Origin of the sequence: Fuerstiella marisgermanici (genome assembly GCF_001983935.1) — a bacterium.
Lineage (GTDB): Bacteria > Planctomycetota > Planctomycetia > Planctomycetales > Planctomycetaceae > Fuerstiella > Fuerstiella marisgermanici.
The window spans coordinates 2,073,902-2,087,355 of the sequence record NZ_CP017641.1; the positions used below are offsets into that span (position 1 = coordinate 2,073,902).

The following is a 13,454-nucleotide window of genomic DNA, read 5'->3' on the forward strand; positions in this document are numbered from 1 at the left end:
TCGAGGATTCACCTTGGAAGCCACGCAGACCAGGATGCAGCCGCGTTGATGACGGCTCGCTTCACTTGAGGGGCATCAACTCATTCGATTTTGAAGACTGAATCGCGACGAACGTGGGATTGTGCTGGCCTTGGTTTCAAGGCGGACCTGAGAGCTGCCCGCATTCTTTGTAGCGTTTCGCTAAGCATCGGCTTGTCGTTGTAACGCCTGAGACAGCTTAGCTTCAACCAGAAGGTCCTTTGCGGAAAACACCATTGATCCAATGTACGTGTCTTCGTTCATGTAGTCATCATAGACGCAACATTGAACCCGGTAGTCTTTGTAGTCATCGGTGAGCAATCTGCGGATAGCGGTAAGGAATTCCGGAGTGCAATGTTTGGTTGTGAGTTCCAGGTGTCGAGTATGGTCCGGCCACCAATCGTCGCCGATGAATGGGGCGTGTTCGTCGACTGAATCAAAGACACGCTCAGCTTCGCGGCGAATGAGATGAATTAGGAATTCATCTTTCTTTACGTACGCTGCCTCGTCGTCGTCGCTGGTGAACTCCGCAATCAATGCTCGTCGGCGGAATAGCTCATCAAACTGTTCTGGCGACACGACCTGTGCGTTCGAAAGAAACCTGGACAGTGCATGATGCATGGAAACCACAATCACTTGGCCAAAGCTGACCAGTGCCAAAACACTCGCATCCCAATTCGGCTCACCGCCTGCTATCCGCCGTTCCGAATATGCTTAGAACAGCGGACCGTGGCCGCGGGACCGACGGCAGGCCGAAAGTTGAGCTAAGTGGAATCCGAAATGATTCGTCAGCAGCAGCGTAATCATGTCGCCGATGGTCTCAATGCTGGTGCCGGGAAAAATTTCCACGCCGTGCGGTTCGTCCATCCTGCGTGAGTCACTGCATTTCGCCGCAAGATCACGCAAACCAGCGTAAGCAGTCTCAATGGCGGTCGTCAGGGTGGAGATTGTAAACCTGGCATCTCCGTCAACTAAGCCGGAAGGATCGTCGGACGAACCGGGGCCGAAAAGTTGAAGCCAGCCTGGATGGAAAACGTCTCCACCAAGAAGCTGTTGACCAAATTCGCCCGTGACGGCAAGGTGGCCAAGTATCCAGACCGGAGGATGGTTGTGGCCCGGGCATCGTTCGTATAGCGAACCATCATCCAGGTCGCCAACCGTCTTGAGCAACAGGTTGACCTGAAAAGCATTAATCTTAAGTGCGGAATCAAACATAAGCGTTTAGCATCAATGAATTAAAATCGGATAGTCGCTGCCAGCGCAGAATCAGACAGATACACTTCACACGCCAACTCGCATTGAAGGAACGACCGGTGCACTGAAATGTTATCCAACTTTTTTTGTGATGACGGCGAGAGGCAATTCTCCAGACGCACTTTACCGCAAAAACCCCAGTATGGAAGCCGAATCAGTAAGTCCTTCGCAGTGGACTCGATGTGGCCGCCAAGGCGGCCAATTCAAGCGAATAGCGGTCTGGCTTAGACTGAAAAGTCGCGATTGGTTCCGTCCAGTTCGCTGGTTGTACTGGCGTTGTAGGAAACCAAACTACGGCGCTGATTAATGCTCAAGCTTGTACTGGCGGGCAGCCATAACCGCCTCTTGCAGGTCAAAAGATGAGTCGTCCGGGAAGTACTGAATCTGCTCGAGGCCGCACACCGGAAGTGCAATAGCGGGCTTAGCAGGATAGCGATTATCGTAGCGACAAATGAAACCGATGCACGTGGTAAGGCTCACCAACGACAAGGCGACTGCAATCAGACGAGAGCACATTGTTGGATCTCCGCGTGAACGCCGCTGTGTGCGATTTTCCGGAAGAAGTTGCCGTAAGGCATTGGGTGCTTGGACGAGAGTTTAGTGTGTCAGCATGGAACAGAGCAATCACACGTTTAGGCCACTTAGAATGCGGCGTCAATGTTATTCAGCATGTGATTGTCCCAGCCTGGTCAGTGCCATTCACCAGTGATTCAGGTCAGGCGATGGTTTTCGTGCTTATGCAATAGCACGTGACCAACCGGGCATGCCCGTTCTCACGGCGGTCGGCGTTACAGATCCTTTACCGGAATCGCAGCCAGTGGTGCGAGCCCCGAAAAGCTGCGGGGTTAGCCAATTGGGGCGATGAAGTATCGGCTGGAGACGCCTTCGATGTCATGATAGTAGTAGAAGCACTCGGGGTCGGCGTCTTGCACGGCGGCGATCATTTGCGGCAGTTCTTCCTGAGTAATAATCGTCCTGACAACGGAGAACGCATCCCCGCTTCGACCGCCGGTACCCTGGTGCGTGGTGAAGGTGCGATGTTCTGATGTTGACGCGATTGCACTGCCAACTTTTTTGTCTTGGCGGGTGATGACTGCCAGCATCGTAATCTTGAACTTGCGGTACAGGTTGTTTAACACCTCGGCTGAGGCAAAGATGTAGATGCACGTGTACATCAGGGTGTTGACGACCGATTCAAATTGTCCGTTTTTGGCGAGATCCATGGTCAGACCAAAGGCTGTAGAGACAATTGAGGCGATGATGGCGATTGACCCAACCGGTTTCAGATACTTGGTTGCAAAGTAAGCTCCCAGAATGTCTTCATCTCCGGTGGAACCTCGGTTCTTGAAGGCCAGTGCTTTGGCGGCGCCGGCAAGGATTCCGCCGAAGAGGACTAAGATGATTCGTTCGTTTTGGGGCTCCGGTTGAGCGAATCGCAGTTCCGGCAGGACGACGAGTGCCACCACAACCGTGCTCACCACGACGAGTGACCGTTTGGCGAACAGGCGGCTGACGCACGTAAATGCGAAGAACAGCAAGCCCGTTTGAAACAACACATAGAGGCCGATAAACAGCCAATAGCTTTCAAAGTAGTAGGAAAGGGCTGTCGCGATACCTTCCGTTCCGGTCAGAATGACCTTGGAGGGCAGGACGAAATACTTCAAAGCAACCGCGTACATCAGGCCAGCGACTATGATTAGACTGTAGTCGACAAATACCTGACGCACGGTTGATCCATCCTTGAAGGTCGTTGACGCACGCCGTTGTTCGAATCCGCCAGTCGGCGGGCTAATGTGCGAGTCTGAGCTGTTTCCGCCCAAATCTATTCTGGTCAGAGAACCGCTGCAAGCGTGCAGTGATCCTGGATTCGCTGCAGTTTGATTTGGGGGATTTCAGTTTGGGAGGCCCAACGAGCGGGCTCATTTGTGTGCAAGCTAACGAAAAATCCAGTCGCTTCTCGCTCGTTGTCTGATGCTATTCGCCGTCGGTACTTTGTGGCGCATGCGAGCGGGCGGCCGTGCCTCCGTTCAGTGACCTTCGGCCATTGGGGTTTTATTTGTCGAACCAAACCTGCCGCCGATGTACGCCATCGGCAGGTAGGCGCCAATCAGGTCCAAAGCGGCGAACCATATTGGGCCGCCGATCTTGGCCACCATCGCGATGCCGCCCATGAGGAACATCACACCAATGACGATTGCCAACTTCATTTGATGACTGGCTGCCAGCTTTGCGGCGACGAATGCCCCGGTGAGAGTGCCCAATGCGTGAGCCAGCCAGGGAGGCACAAAATTGGCCGGCTTGAGCAGCAAAAGGTTTCCGGCGAGTTTATCCATGTCGGACAGATCAACGCCTTCAGGAGGCGGAATCAGCATCGGTCCGACGGTGACGATCGACATGTTGACAATGCTGCCGATCACGAGGCCGGCGCTGACTGCAAGTGAGTTTCTGACAATCGGGGACATCGTTCGTACTTTCCGCTGAAGCACTGGAGCGGGCGACCTCATTACGTACCTTCATTCCCATGCTAACTTCGCAGCGTATCAGAATACAGCGAGTGATTTCTGTGTGACGACGCCCCCGTTTCGCTGGTGGACAGTGTTGCTCCGCCTGTTCGACGACGCTAGCATCCATTCACACCGTGGCCAACTGTGGCCCGGTGCGCGTTGAGGTTAGGAGCGTCCTTGTCATGAGCGGCGATTTTAGCTTGCCGGGCGTCTACGTTCGCAGCTGATCGAGAGATGGACTACGTAGTGAATGAATGCCGAGTCTGACGGTTGAAAACTATTTGAAAGCCGCGCTGCAACTGGAGTTGAAGTCGGGGCAGTCGCGCGTATCGCCCGGCGCATTGTCGGCTCGGCTGAAGGTTTCGCCGGGGACCGTCACCAGCATGCTGAAGACACTGTCCGAATCGGGACTCGCCAATTATGTGCCGTACGAAGGCGTGGAACTCACGTCTTCCGGTCGCAAGCTGGCCATGCGAATGCTGCGACGACACCGGCTGATTGAGCTGTTTTTGCACAGCACTCTGAACCTGACCTGGGATCAGGTCCATGAAGAAGCAGAAGAGCTGGAACATGCCGTCAGTGAGTTCCTGATTGATCGCATTGACGACTTTTTGGAACACCCCGAAACTGATCCTCACGGTTCGCCTATTCCCGCAGCCGATGGACAAATGAGGGGCGACTTTTCGGGAACCGTTCCGTTGGACCAATGCAAAGTGGGAAGTGATGTGCGCTTCGTTCGCGTCGTCAATCAGCAGCCCGATTTTCTGCGGTATCTCTCAGAATCCGGATTTGAACTCGGGGCAGTTGGCCGGATCGTTGAGAACAGCGAAGATGCGGGCGTTGTGCGGTCGGACATCGACGGCGTGCAGTTCACCGTCGGGTTGAACGCGGCCCAAACGATCCGAGTCGAACCTGTTGCTTCTTCACTTTGAAAGTCTCTTCACGTGTCTCACGACATCTACGAAAATCCACTGATCACACGGTACGCGTCTCGCGAAATGGCGGGCATCTGGTCGGCTCAGAAAAAACATTCCACGTGGCGGCGGCTATGGATCGCGCTGGCTGAATCTCAACAGGAACTTGGCCTGCCCATTACCGACGAACAGCTTTCAGAAATGCAGGCCACGGTCGACGACATCGACTTCACTCTGGCCGCAAAGTTCGAGCTGGAACGCCGGCACGACGTTATGGCTCATGTTGAGACGTGGGCGACGCAGTGCCCGAAGGCGAAGCCAATCATTCATCTGGGTGCAACCAGTTGTTATGTGACAGACAATTCTGAGCTGATTCAGATCAAAGAAAGCCTGCTGGTCGTACGGCGTCGGCTGGTTCAGGTGATCGACCAGTTGGCGAAGTTTGTGGTGGAATACCGCGATTTGCCGTGTTTGGGCTTCACACATTTGCAGGCCGCTCAGCCAACAACCGTCGGCAAACGAGCGACTTTGTGGTGCTGGGACCTGCTGTTGGACCTGGAAGAGCTGGAACACCGCATCGACACGATTCGCTTTCGGGGCGTGAAAGGGACGACGGGAACTCAAGCGACATTCCTGAGTCTGTTTGAAGGCGACCACGGTAAAGTTGAGCAGCTCGATCAGCTGGTGACTCAGAAGATGGGCTTCACGGATCGCCACGCGGTGACGGGGCAAACGTATTCGCGCAAGTTCGATTCGCAGGTGATGGCGACGTTGAACGGGCTGGCCCAATCGTGTCACAAAGTGGGCAGCGACATTCGGATTCTGCAGCACAAGAAAGAACTGGAAGAACCATTCGAGAAGAAGCAAATCGGTTCGTCGGCGATGGCCTACAAACGCAACCCAATGCGAAGCGAACGGCTGTGTGCGTTGTCGCGGTTTGCCATGAGTCTGCAGGCGGGCACGGACAACACAATGGCGACTCAGTGGATGGAACGCACGTTGGACGACAGCGCCATTCGTCGGCTTGCTGTGCCACAAGCGTTTCTGGCGATAGATGCGTGTCTGATTTTGTACCGCAACATCACGGACGGTATGGTTGTGTACCCGAAGACGATTGAGAAGCACCTCAATGAGGAACTTCCTTTCATGGCCACGGAAGAGATTCTAATGGCGGGCGTGCGAGCCGGTGGCGATCGACAGGATCTTCACGAAGTGATTCGAGTCCACAGCCAGGCAGCGGCCGCGGAAGTCAAGCAGAACGCATTGCCGAACGACCTGATTGAGCGGCTTCAGAAAGACGAAGCCTTCGCCGGAATCGATCTGGCGGGAACGCTGGACGCGAAGAAGTACATCGGCCGTGCTCCTGAACAGGTTGATGCATTCATCGCCGAACAGGTTGAACCAGTCCGAGCTCGCTACGCTGAAGACCTTGCCGGGGCTGCGGAAGCTGTGCGCGTGTGATGCCATCGAAACGATTATAGCCGAAGTGCTCGTTTCACGATTCTTCATCAACCGCATATCTGGTGTATAGAACGGGGATAAGGAACGCGGCGCTCGCCGACAGGAAGCAGCCGCACCATAGCGCCCAACATACCCCGAGGTATCCGGTCATCGCCGGATTAGAGACCTTTAGCAAGAGAGGATAGGATAAGGAAACGCTCATACCGGCGAACATCATGCCTGCGTAGCACCTGCCAACAAGAATCGACTTTGTCACGCAGAACGCGGCCGGTGTACTTAAGAACGCAAAGAGGAAGGCCACGTAAATCAGCGAGGACAGCGAATGAAGAATGCCTCGTCTGTTCCCTGTTCCTGTTAGCGGAGTGATCTCTGAAAAGGAAACCAGACCAGTGATCGGGAGCGTGAGTGACAACACTATAAGGATCCACGCCAGGATCAGACAACCACCACTAATGCGGCGCATGGTCGATCGATGACGGTCTCTCGCTAGATCGAAGTGCAGCATCTCCGGCGGTTCTGACATCCGGAACGCTGGTCTTTCTGATTCATCTGTCATAGCGTGCGGCCATATTGGAAAACAAGTGATACCAAGGAAACTTACGCTACGGATTGCTTCTGATGACAAACGAGATTGTTGAGATTGACGGATACAAAGTTGGGACTGGTCGGCCGTTGCTGCTGATCGCAGGGCCGTGTGTCATGGAGTCGGAATCCATGATCATGCAGGTGGCTGAACACCTAGCGGCGCTGCGAGACAAGCTGAACCTTCAGATTGTCTTTAAATCGAGTTTCGACAAGGCCAACCGCACCAGTGTCGACAGCTATCGCGGGCCCGGGCTGGACGACGGCATGAAACTGTTGGAGAAGGTCAAGCAAGCCACTGGGCTGCCGACCACGACCGACATTCACGAAGCCGCCCACGCGGCTCCGTGTGCTGAAGTGTGCTCAATTCTGCAGATTCCCGCGTTTCTGGCTCGTCAAACCGACCTGCTGGTGGCGGCTGCCGACGCTGCGGTCGCCCGAAATATCTGCGTGAATGTCAAAAAACCTCAGTTTGTTGCCCCCGAAGACACGGTCCACGCCGTAAAGAAATGTGAAGCTCGTGGTCTGCAGAAAGTGATGCTCACAGAACGCGGCACGGTCTTTGGGTACGGTCGGCTGGTCAACGACTTTCGTTGCGTCCCGATTATGAAGTCCTTCGGGGTCCCCGTGGTCTTCGACGCGACTCACAGCGTCCAAACTCCCGGTGGAGCCACAACCGGTGGTCAGCGAGAAATGGTGGCCCCGCTGGCTCGAGCCGCTGTGGCGATTGGTTGCGATGCCGTTTTCTTTGAAACTCACCCCGACCCGGACAATGCGAAAAGTGACGGACCAAACATGGTGCCGCTACAGGAATTCGAAAAACTGGTACAGCAACTGACCACGCTTCGCGAAACAATTAACACTCTCGGTTAGCGTTCGCAATAATTCAGCCGAGCGAACACTTTTGTGGGTATCCCGCCGTTCGAGCGGAACCTGCGAGTTCGACAAAGCCGTGGCGAGCGCAGACACGGCTGAAGTTCTGTTGGCCATCCCCGAATTATCACAGCCTTTCTACTCGCCCAAACGGATCAAACCAACCGTGAGTACTCGATTCTACAGACCGATTTCTGCTGTTTTCTGCGTGCTGCTGACGACTGTTTTCCTGTCCGGCTGCAACAACAATCGCGAAGAAGATGCAACAGTCGCGGGCAGCGGCAAGGGCAACGCTGCCGCGCCTAATCAGGAAACGGAAGGCGAAAAGTGCCGCAACAAACTGGCCGGTGCGATTCGGCGAGTCGGCCCGGAAGCACTTTCTGTTCAGGCCAATCCAGAACGGTCCATCAACGGGCTGAACGCCTGGATTGCATCCTGTGCCGCGGATGAAATGTCGGCTCTGGAAATCAGTGACGCAACACTCAAGATGGTGGATTCCAACCCTCGCGTCACAGCCGGACGTTTCACGGCTAACGACGCGTGGTATATCCGCGACAGTTTGTTGCTGCGAGATCTGACGTCCGCTGTGTGGGAACGAACAGATTCTGATGACAAGCAAGCGGCCGGGAAAGACGCCTTGCGTGTCATCCGACTCTTTCAATGGCTGGTGCGAAATGTGAGCCTGCTGCCGGATGGCGCCGACCGCGTGCCGCTGGGGCCGTTCGACGTCCTGCTTACCGGTCGCGGTACGCCTCAGGACCGGGCCTGGATTTTTGTGGAAGCGTTGCGGCAGCAGTACATTCATTCCGCGTTTATCGTGTCGACCGAAGCGGAACCGGAAGAAGGTGGTGACCTGCTGGCGACAGCAGAATGGCTGGTGGTCGTGCAGTTGGAAGACGGCAGCATGCTGTTCGATCCGACGGTCGGCGTCGCTGTTCCTTCTGGCGAAAACCTTAACCTGAAAGCTCCAGCACCAGCCTCCGTAGCCGCACTTGCCGAGCATCCTCGGTGGAAGTCTGTTTCCGTTCGCCTTGTCGCGCAACTGGCGACGTTCGCTCCGCGTATGCTTGTGTTGCAGAACCAGTTGGCGGCTGAAGATTCGGCCGTTCTGTATGAAGAACTGACTGGCGGTATTTCGGATACGACGCCACTGATCGACCTTGCCGTCGCTGCCGGCGACGGGGTATGGACTGCGAAAGATGTGTCGATCTGGGCCTATCCGGAAGAGCAGGTTGTCGCGGCGGCGTCGCTTTCGGAAGGGCAGTTGCTTGCTTACACCAATCTGCTGAGACCGTTTGACGCTCCGTTTGAACGGGCCATTCAATCGTCCAGAAATTTGGAAGATATTCCCGCCGTTCCCCGAAACCTGAGTGATGAAGAACGCAAGCAAATGGTGGAGGAACGCATTATGAAAGCCTACGAAGTGTTTTCGGCGGACCAGTCCAGCGAGAACATGTTCGGCACCCCGTCGCGCCGATTATTGAAGGCTCGCATCAGTCAGATTATGGGCCACACCGACACGAGTGTCATTCAGCAGCTTCAGCAAATTCGAATCACCAGCATGCAGGATTCGTTTCAGATTGCGGTGCCGGAAGCGGTCCGCGAGCAGGTGCCTGGCATGCCGAAAATTATGACGATTCCGTTTCCGCCACTGGTTCGCGAGGTCAACCAATCGTCGACCGGTGATTCATTGTACTGGACGGCCATGTGCCAGATGGATCGAGGCGAAGTGGGGGCATCAATCACCACTTTGGCAAACTATCGCCGCCAGTATCCGGATGGAAAATGGAAGTACCCATCCATGGTAAGTCACGCCGAAGCACTGCTGCAGCAGGAACGAACTGAAGACGCCATCGCGATGCTGCAACAGGCCAATCAGGACGACAACCCGGAAAAGCAACGAGTCGCTCTGATGTTGGATGCACTACAAGCGTCTGATGAATAGTGGGCTGCGATGCTGCCAGAGCTCCGTGTAAGCCGCTTGGCGCTGTTACCTGCCGCAGATTGGAATATGTCCCAACCAAAGACAGGCAGCGCTGACGAGCCAATAGTGACGCCCCGCGAACAATCCCAGACCGTCCAGTTCTTTCGACCGGCGGCATGTTGGGGCGGATAGCATCGCTGATGCACCGCTTGAATGTCAGAGGGCTCTGGAGGTCGCCCGCCTAGTTTCGCTGCACCGATCGTGCCGCGTCCAGCAGAGCGGCGAAGATGCAAAACGGGTAGCTCGGGAGCTGCAGTCGATCACCGGGAGCAGAATCTTGCTACGGATTCGGTTGTGGCCTGAAAAAAGAAAAGCCCGGCTTTAGACAAAGCCGGGCTTCTTTTATGTCCTCAACCGCCTGAAGCTGGCTGAGAAATTGGATTACGAAAACCCAATTTAGTTCGCTTTCTTATCGTCACCAGGCAGCTCACCGGCTTTGATCAGATCGCCGAAGGTCTTGCCTTCTGTAGCGCTCTTTTCCTTTTCAGCCTTCTCAAGAGCTTCCTTGATCTTATCTTCGTCGGTCTGATTTTTCTTGCCGAGGTTCTTACCGACAGCCACGCCGTAATTGTTGCGGGCCTTCTTCTTTTCTTTGGCATCCTTTGGATGGCAAACGGTGCAGCTAAGCTTACCGTTGTCACCACCGTGCTTTTTGGCCAGATCCGGATACGTCTTGGTCATAACCGCAGCGTACTTCGGTCGAGCTGACGCTTCCTCACTGGTCAAAGCGAGAATTGAAAAGACACAGGTACCAGCGATCAGGAATCGACCGAGGGTTTTCAGACTACGCATTCAATTGCCTCCAAAGTTCAAAATTTTGACGTTAAGGTCACCACGGAGCAGGCGACACTGCCATTCTTCGGCCAATCGGCCTCTTGATCAATGCCAAATCTACTCGATATTGCAGCACTATCTCACAGGACGCGCAATTCGTTGTCAAGTGACAGCAGCTCTCAGCCTACGCATTCCGCCTGATGTGAATCCTCTACCATTAGGGCACTTTCCGTTTTGTCGTGGACGATTCGGGCTCTTGGAAAACAGCCTTCATCGTCCGAGCCGCTTACCGCGCGGCCACAAGTCAGCTAGATTCGCTGTCGTGCCAGCTCTGGCGACGTTCAGGGCTGTTTTCGTTCGACCACATACTGACGATGACGTTCGGCTGACGTGGGCTTGCGTATGCTAAACGGCGGCCGTCGCGAGAACTCAGCCTGAACCGCTTCGGCTCGCCCGGCGTTGTAAGCGTCTAAATGAGCGTGAAGCAGGTATCGCAGGACCAGCGGGTTTTGCCGGTTGATCACATAGTGCTGTTGCATGGCGAAGGAGGCGCCCATCCAACCATCCTGCCGTACATGCCAGAACGTCGGATAGTGCGGGTTGTCCGGGTGATCGAAATAGGTGATGCCTTCCGTAACCACGTGTCTATCGGAGCCCGATCCGACTCCGACGGGGCCACTGTAATCCATCCATCTGGCCTGCTTTCCGAAAACGTTTTCTTCACCAGAACGGCCTTCACTGTCTGTAATCCGGCCTCCACCAAAAAACGATGACAGCGTTTTCGAAACTCGCACAGCCAGCAGCCCGAAATTCGTCTTGTTTAGCGTCACAGTATCGAGTCCCGGACCAGGCCGCAGCGTGAGTTGCAGCTCAAGGACGTGTTCTTTTTCGTTCACAGGCCTTAGAGCTGCAACCAGATCCTGTTCCATCAGTTCGTTGTCGCTTTCGTCGAACCAGCCCAGGGCACACGCCATCACGGCTTCTTCCTGACCATCGCGGTAGGCGTACCAATGCTTCTGGCGGATTTGAGCCTTCGTCGAATCGGACCAGAAGTCGACGTCGTTGATTTTCTGAGACGCAAACCAGACGGATCGATGGTGGTCGTGGTTCTCAGCGCCCGGATGCCCCATGCGAGTCAGCGATATGCCGGACGGTCCCGTGAAGGGATAGAAAAACGGACGCGGGTACTTTTTGTCAAAGTGCCAACTCAGTTTTTGCACACCGTCGACGCGAAGCGAGACCTGATGATCGGGCAACGGAATCACTTCGCATCGCTGGAGCTTAAATTCGTCGGCGTGGGAGCATTCGCAATAGGCTATCGATGTCAGAATCAAGAGTGATCGCCACAGGTTCATGCTTCGTCCTCTTCCGGCAGAGCCGGTATTTCTCGCGTTGTTTGTTCGCTGAATTCTTCAGTTTGTGAGGCGAGCACTTCGACCGCAATTTCGGTGTCGCCCAGAAAAATACGGTCACCTGTTTGCAGCACGTGGCACGTAATGTCGTGGCCGTTCACGATGGTGAGATTGGTGGAATCCATGTCGTGAATTTCGAATTGCCCAAAGTCGTTCAGGCGAATTTCGGAATGCTGGCGACTAAGCAATTCGTCCTGGATAGTGATGTCCACCTGTTTACTGCGGCCAAGCACGACGGGCAACTGATCGCCGGTCAACTCCACACGGGAGTTTGCCAGCGCGGGTGAAGTCAGGACGAGTTTCTTCACGAGCGTTTCCCTTTTTAATCAATCAAGAAGCGGCCGGCATCGTTTTGTAGCCGATAGGCGAGCGATGCGTTCCGGAAACGATTTGTTGCACATCCCTGGTGCAAACCCGCCATACACAAACCATGCATCAACCGTCTACGCGGTGTAACCGGACGTAGGGTTTCCCAGAATAACCACCTTCATCCGTGCGTCTTGCGCGTTCGTCGAAATGGTGAACTAAGTTTACATACATTCGAATGCTTAGGTTTCTGCGAACGCAACTGCGATGACGACGGATATTTCCGACACACTGCCACCAAATGCAACTGCCCCGGATTCGCCGGGAAGAGTGACAGCTGCGCAGCGTTTCGCGGAATGCATTATGCAACGTCTGGACGCACTCGACCAGCGTCTGGATACCCTCGCCCCCGCAAACGCACCGAGCAACGACGCTGGCTCTGCGGAAGCCACCGACCTGACGCCAATTCGGCAAGTTCTTGAGCAACAGTCGGCGGCAATTACATGCATCGCCAGTTCTGTCGCCGAACTTAAGAACAGCCTTGCGTCTGGAAACGCCAGCGGCTCAAAAGAACCGGACGTTGCCCCCGCGGAAGCGGAACCAGAAGACGAGAACGCTGCATCGGCTGATGAGGCTGCCCCGGCGGAAGTGGCGGACGCGTGGTCGCAAATTCGTCAGGCATTCTTGACGGAAGAAGCGGAACCGTCGTCGACGGCAGAAAGCACTTCGTCTGACGGTGCGGAGGCTGACGCGAATGAAGGCGATGAGCCGCCGCCGCAGCCTGCCGTTAGCTCGCCTACCGCTGAAGCCGCTGTGACGGTGGAAAAATGTGAGATTCCGGCGGAGCAGATACCTCGTCCCGTTGACTGCGCAAAACTGTCGAACGAACAGTTAATCGCAGCAGTCCATGAACGCGATGAATTTGCGACGCTGTTGATGCACCGCCTGCAGGCTCGCCTGCTGCGAGCTCAACCTCTGACATCTGATCAGCTCGCCGAGATGGCCGAAACGCTGCCGGACGATCTGCAGACTCGAGTTATCAGCACGCTCAAGCTTATGGACACCCAGGCACGCCTGGGAGAACTTGAGCTATCGCTGGAACGAGCTCAACTCGCAAGAAAGAAGTCGGCTCTACAAACAGCCCACGAAAAACTAGCGGCCTCAGCACGCGTGATTGGGCTTACGCTTAATGACGACGGAAACGTGGTTGGCGAAGTCAACGTCGCCGCCAAAGGCACGCGCGGCAGGCAATGGCTGGGCGCCATGGGCTTTGGAAACTAGACCACTCCACGCCAAAATGGGAGCACGGTTCCTTCAAGTGTGGCCGGGATTGGACTAAGCGCAGCGAAGGAAACCACGGGGTTCCCCTGCG

Annotated in this window: 12 protein-coding genes; 5 read left to right on the top strand and 7 right to left on the bottom strand. The window is 55.2% G+C overall.

Annotation, left to right across the window (positions count from 1 at the left end):
• Nucleotides 1-180: 180 nt before the first annotated feature.
• From Fuma_RS07855 to Fuma_RS07875, 4 genes are all read right to left on the bottom strand, one after another.
• Nucleotides 181-639 (bottom strand): hypothetical protein, encoded by a 459-nt coding sequence (locus tag Fuma_RS07855; RefSeq protein WP_145944042.1) that lies wholly within the window; start codon nt 637-639, stop codon nt 181-183.
• A 93-nt stretch (nt 640-732) separates the two neighbouring features.
• On the bottom strand, nt 733-1,233 hold the full coding sequence (locus Fuma_RS07860) for a DinB family protein (protein WP_077023639.1): 501 nt from the start codon (nt 1,231-1,233) through the stop codon (nt 733-735).
• Between the two features lie 884 nt (nt 1,234-2,117).
• On the bottom strand, nt 2,118-2,999 hold the full coding sequence (locus tag Fuma_RS07870; protein ID WP_077028171.1) for a YitT family protein: 882 nt from the start codon (nt 2,997-2,999) through the stop codon (nt 2,118-2,120).
• A 300-nt stretch (nt 3,000-3,299) separates the two neighbouring features.
• A complete protein-coding gene (locus Fuma_RS07875) occupies nt 3,300-3,734 on the bottom strand; it encodes a hypothetical protein (RefSeq protein WP_077023641.1) in 435 nt (144 codons plus the stop codon).
• Nucleotides 3,735-4,030: 296 nt separating this feature from the next.
• On the opposite strand from Fuma_RS07875, the gene Fuma_RS07880 reads away from it, so the two are divergent.
• The 4 genes from Fuma_RS07880 to Fuma_RS07900 all read left to right on the top strand — a co-directional run bounded on the left by Fuma_RS07880 (nt 4,031) and on the right by Fuma_RS07900 (nt 9,551).
• Nucleotides 4,031-4,708, top strand: coding sequence for a metal-dependent transcriptional regulator (locus Fuma_RS07880; RefSeq protein ID WP_077023642.1), 678 nt, complete (start codon nt 4,031-4,033; stop codon nt 4,706-4,708).
• A 12-nt stretch (nt 4,709-4,720) separates the two neighbouring features.
• Nucleotides 4,721-6,151 carry an adenylosuccinate lyase gene (gene purB / locus Fuma_RS07885; RefSeq protein ID WP_077023643.1) on the top strand — a complete coding sequence of 477 codons (1,431 nt, stop codon included), beginning with the start codon at nt 4,721-4,723 and terminating at the stop codon, nt 6,149-6,151.
• 618 nt (nt 6,152-6,769) lie between these two features.
• Nucleotides 6,770-7,606, top strand: a complete 837-nt coding sequence (gene kdsA / locus Fuma_RS07895; protein ID WP_077023645.1) for a 3-deoxy-8-phosphooctulonate synthase — start codon at nt 6,770-6,772, stop codon at nt 7,604-7,606.
• A 166-nt stretch (nt 7,607-7,772) separates the two neighbouring features.
• Nucleotides 7,773-9,551 (top strand): hypothetical protein, encoded by a 1,779-nt coding sequence (locus tag Fuma_RS07900; protein WP_145944043.1) that lies wholly within the window; start codon nt 7,773-7,775, stop codon nt 9,549-9,551.
• A gap of 435 nt (nt 9,552-9,986) precedes the next feature.
• On the opposite strand, the gene Fuma_RS07905 is transcribed toward Fuma_RS07900, so the two are convergent.
• The 3 genes from Fuma_RS07905 to Fuma_RS07915 all read right to left on the bottom strand — a co-directional run bounded on the left by Fuma_RS07905 (nt 9,987) and on the right by Fuma_RS07915 (nt 12,084).
• Nucleotides 9,987-10,382: a hypothetical protein gene (locus Fuma_RS07905; RefSeq protein WP_077023647.1), complete on the bottom strand. Its 396-nt coding sequence runs from the start codon at nt 10,380-10,382 to the stop codon at nt 9,987-9,989.
• A 323-nt stretch (nt 10,383-10,705) separates the two neighbouring features.
• Nucleotides 10,706-11,719 carry a DUF6807 domain-containing protein gene (locus Fuma_RS07910; RefSeq protein WP_083731886.1) on the bottom strand — a complete coding sequence of 338 codons (1,014 nt, stop codon included), beginning with the start codon at nt 11,717-11,719 and terminating at the stop codon, nt 10,706-10,708.
• Nucleotides 11,716-12,084, bottom strand: a complete 369-nt coding sequence (locus Fuma_RS07915) for an FHA domain-containing protein (RefSeq protein WP_077023648.1) — start codon at nt 12,082-12,084, stop codon at nt 11,716-11,718. The genes Fuma_RS07910 and Fuma_RS07915 overlap by 4 nt, the downstream gene beginning before the upstream one ends.
• A gap of 361 nt (nt 12,085-12,445) precedes the next feature.
• On the opposite strand from Fuma_RS07915, the gene Fuma_RS07920 reads away from it, so the two are divergent.
• Nucleotides 12,446-13,363: a hypothetical protein gene (locus Fuma_RS07920; RefSeq protein WP_145944044.1), complete on the top strand. Its 918-nt coding sequence runs from the start codon at nt 12,446-12,448 to the stop codon at nt 13,361-13,363.
• Nucleotides 13,364-13,454: the final 91 nt, after the last annotated feature.

What these genes read in the sequence shown, in the direction of transcription:
- Fuma_RS07855 (WP_145944042.1), bottom strand. Translation starts at nt 639, where the DNA reads ATGCATCATGCACTGTCCAGGTTTCTTTCGAACGCACAGGTCGTGTCG.
- Fuma_RS07910 (WP_083731886.1), bottom strand. Translation starts at nt 11,719, where the DNA reads ATGAACCTGTGGCGATCACTCTTGATTCTGACATCGATAGCCTATTGC.
- Fuma_RS07875 (WP_077023641.1), bottom strand. Translation starts at nt 3,734, where the DNA reads ATGTCCCCGATTGTCAGAAACTCACTTGCAGTCAGCGCCGGCCTCGTG.
- Fuma_RS07860 (WP_077023639.1), bottom strand. Translation starts at nt 1,233, where the DNA reads ATGTTTGATTCCGCACTTAAGATTAATGCTTTTCAGGTCAACCTGTTG.
- Fuma_RS07880 (WP_077023642.1), top strand. Translation starts at nt 4,031, where the DNA reads ATGCCGAGTCTGACGGTTGAAAACTATTTGAAAGCCGCGCTGCAACTG.
- Fuma_RS07920 (WP_145944044.1), top strand. Translation starts at nt 12,446, where the DNA reads ATGCAACGTCTGGACGCACTCGACCAGCGTCTGGATACCCTCGCCCCC.
- kdsA (WP_077023645.1), top strand. Translation starts at nt 6,770, where the DNA reads ATGACAAACGAGATTGTTGAGATTGACGGATACAAAGTTGGGACTGGT.
- Fuma_RS07905 (WP_077023647.1), bottom strand. Translation starts at nt 10,382, where the DNA reads ATGCGTAGTCTGAAAACCCTCGGTCGATTCCTGATCGCTGGTACCTGT.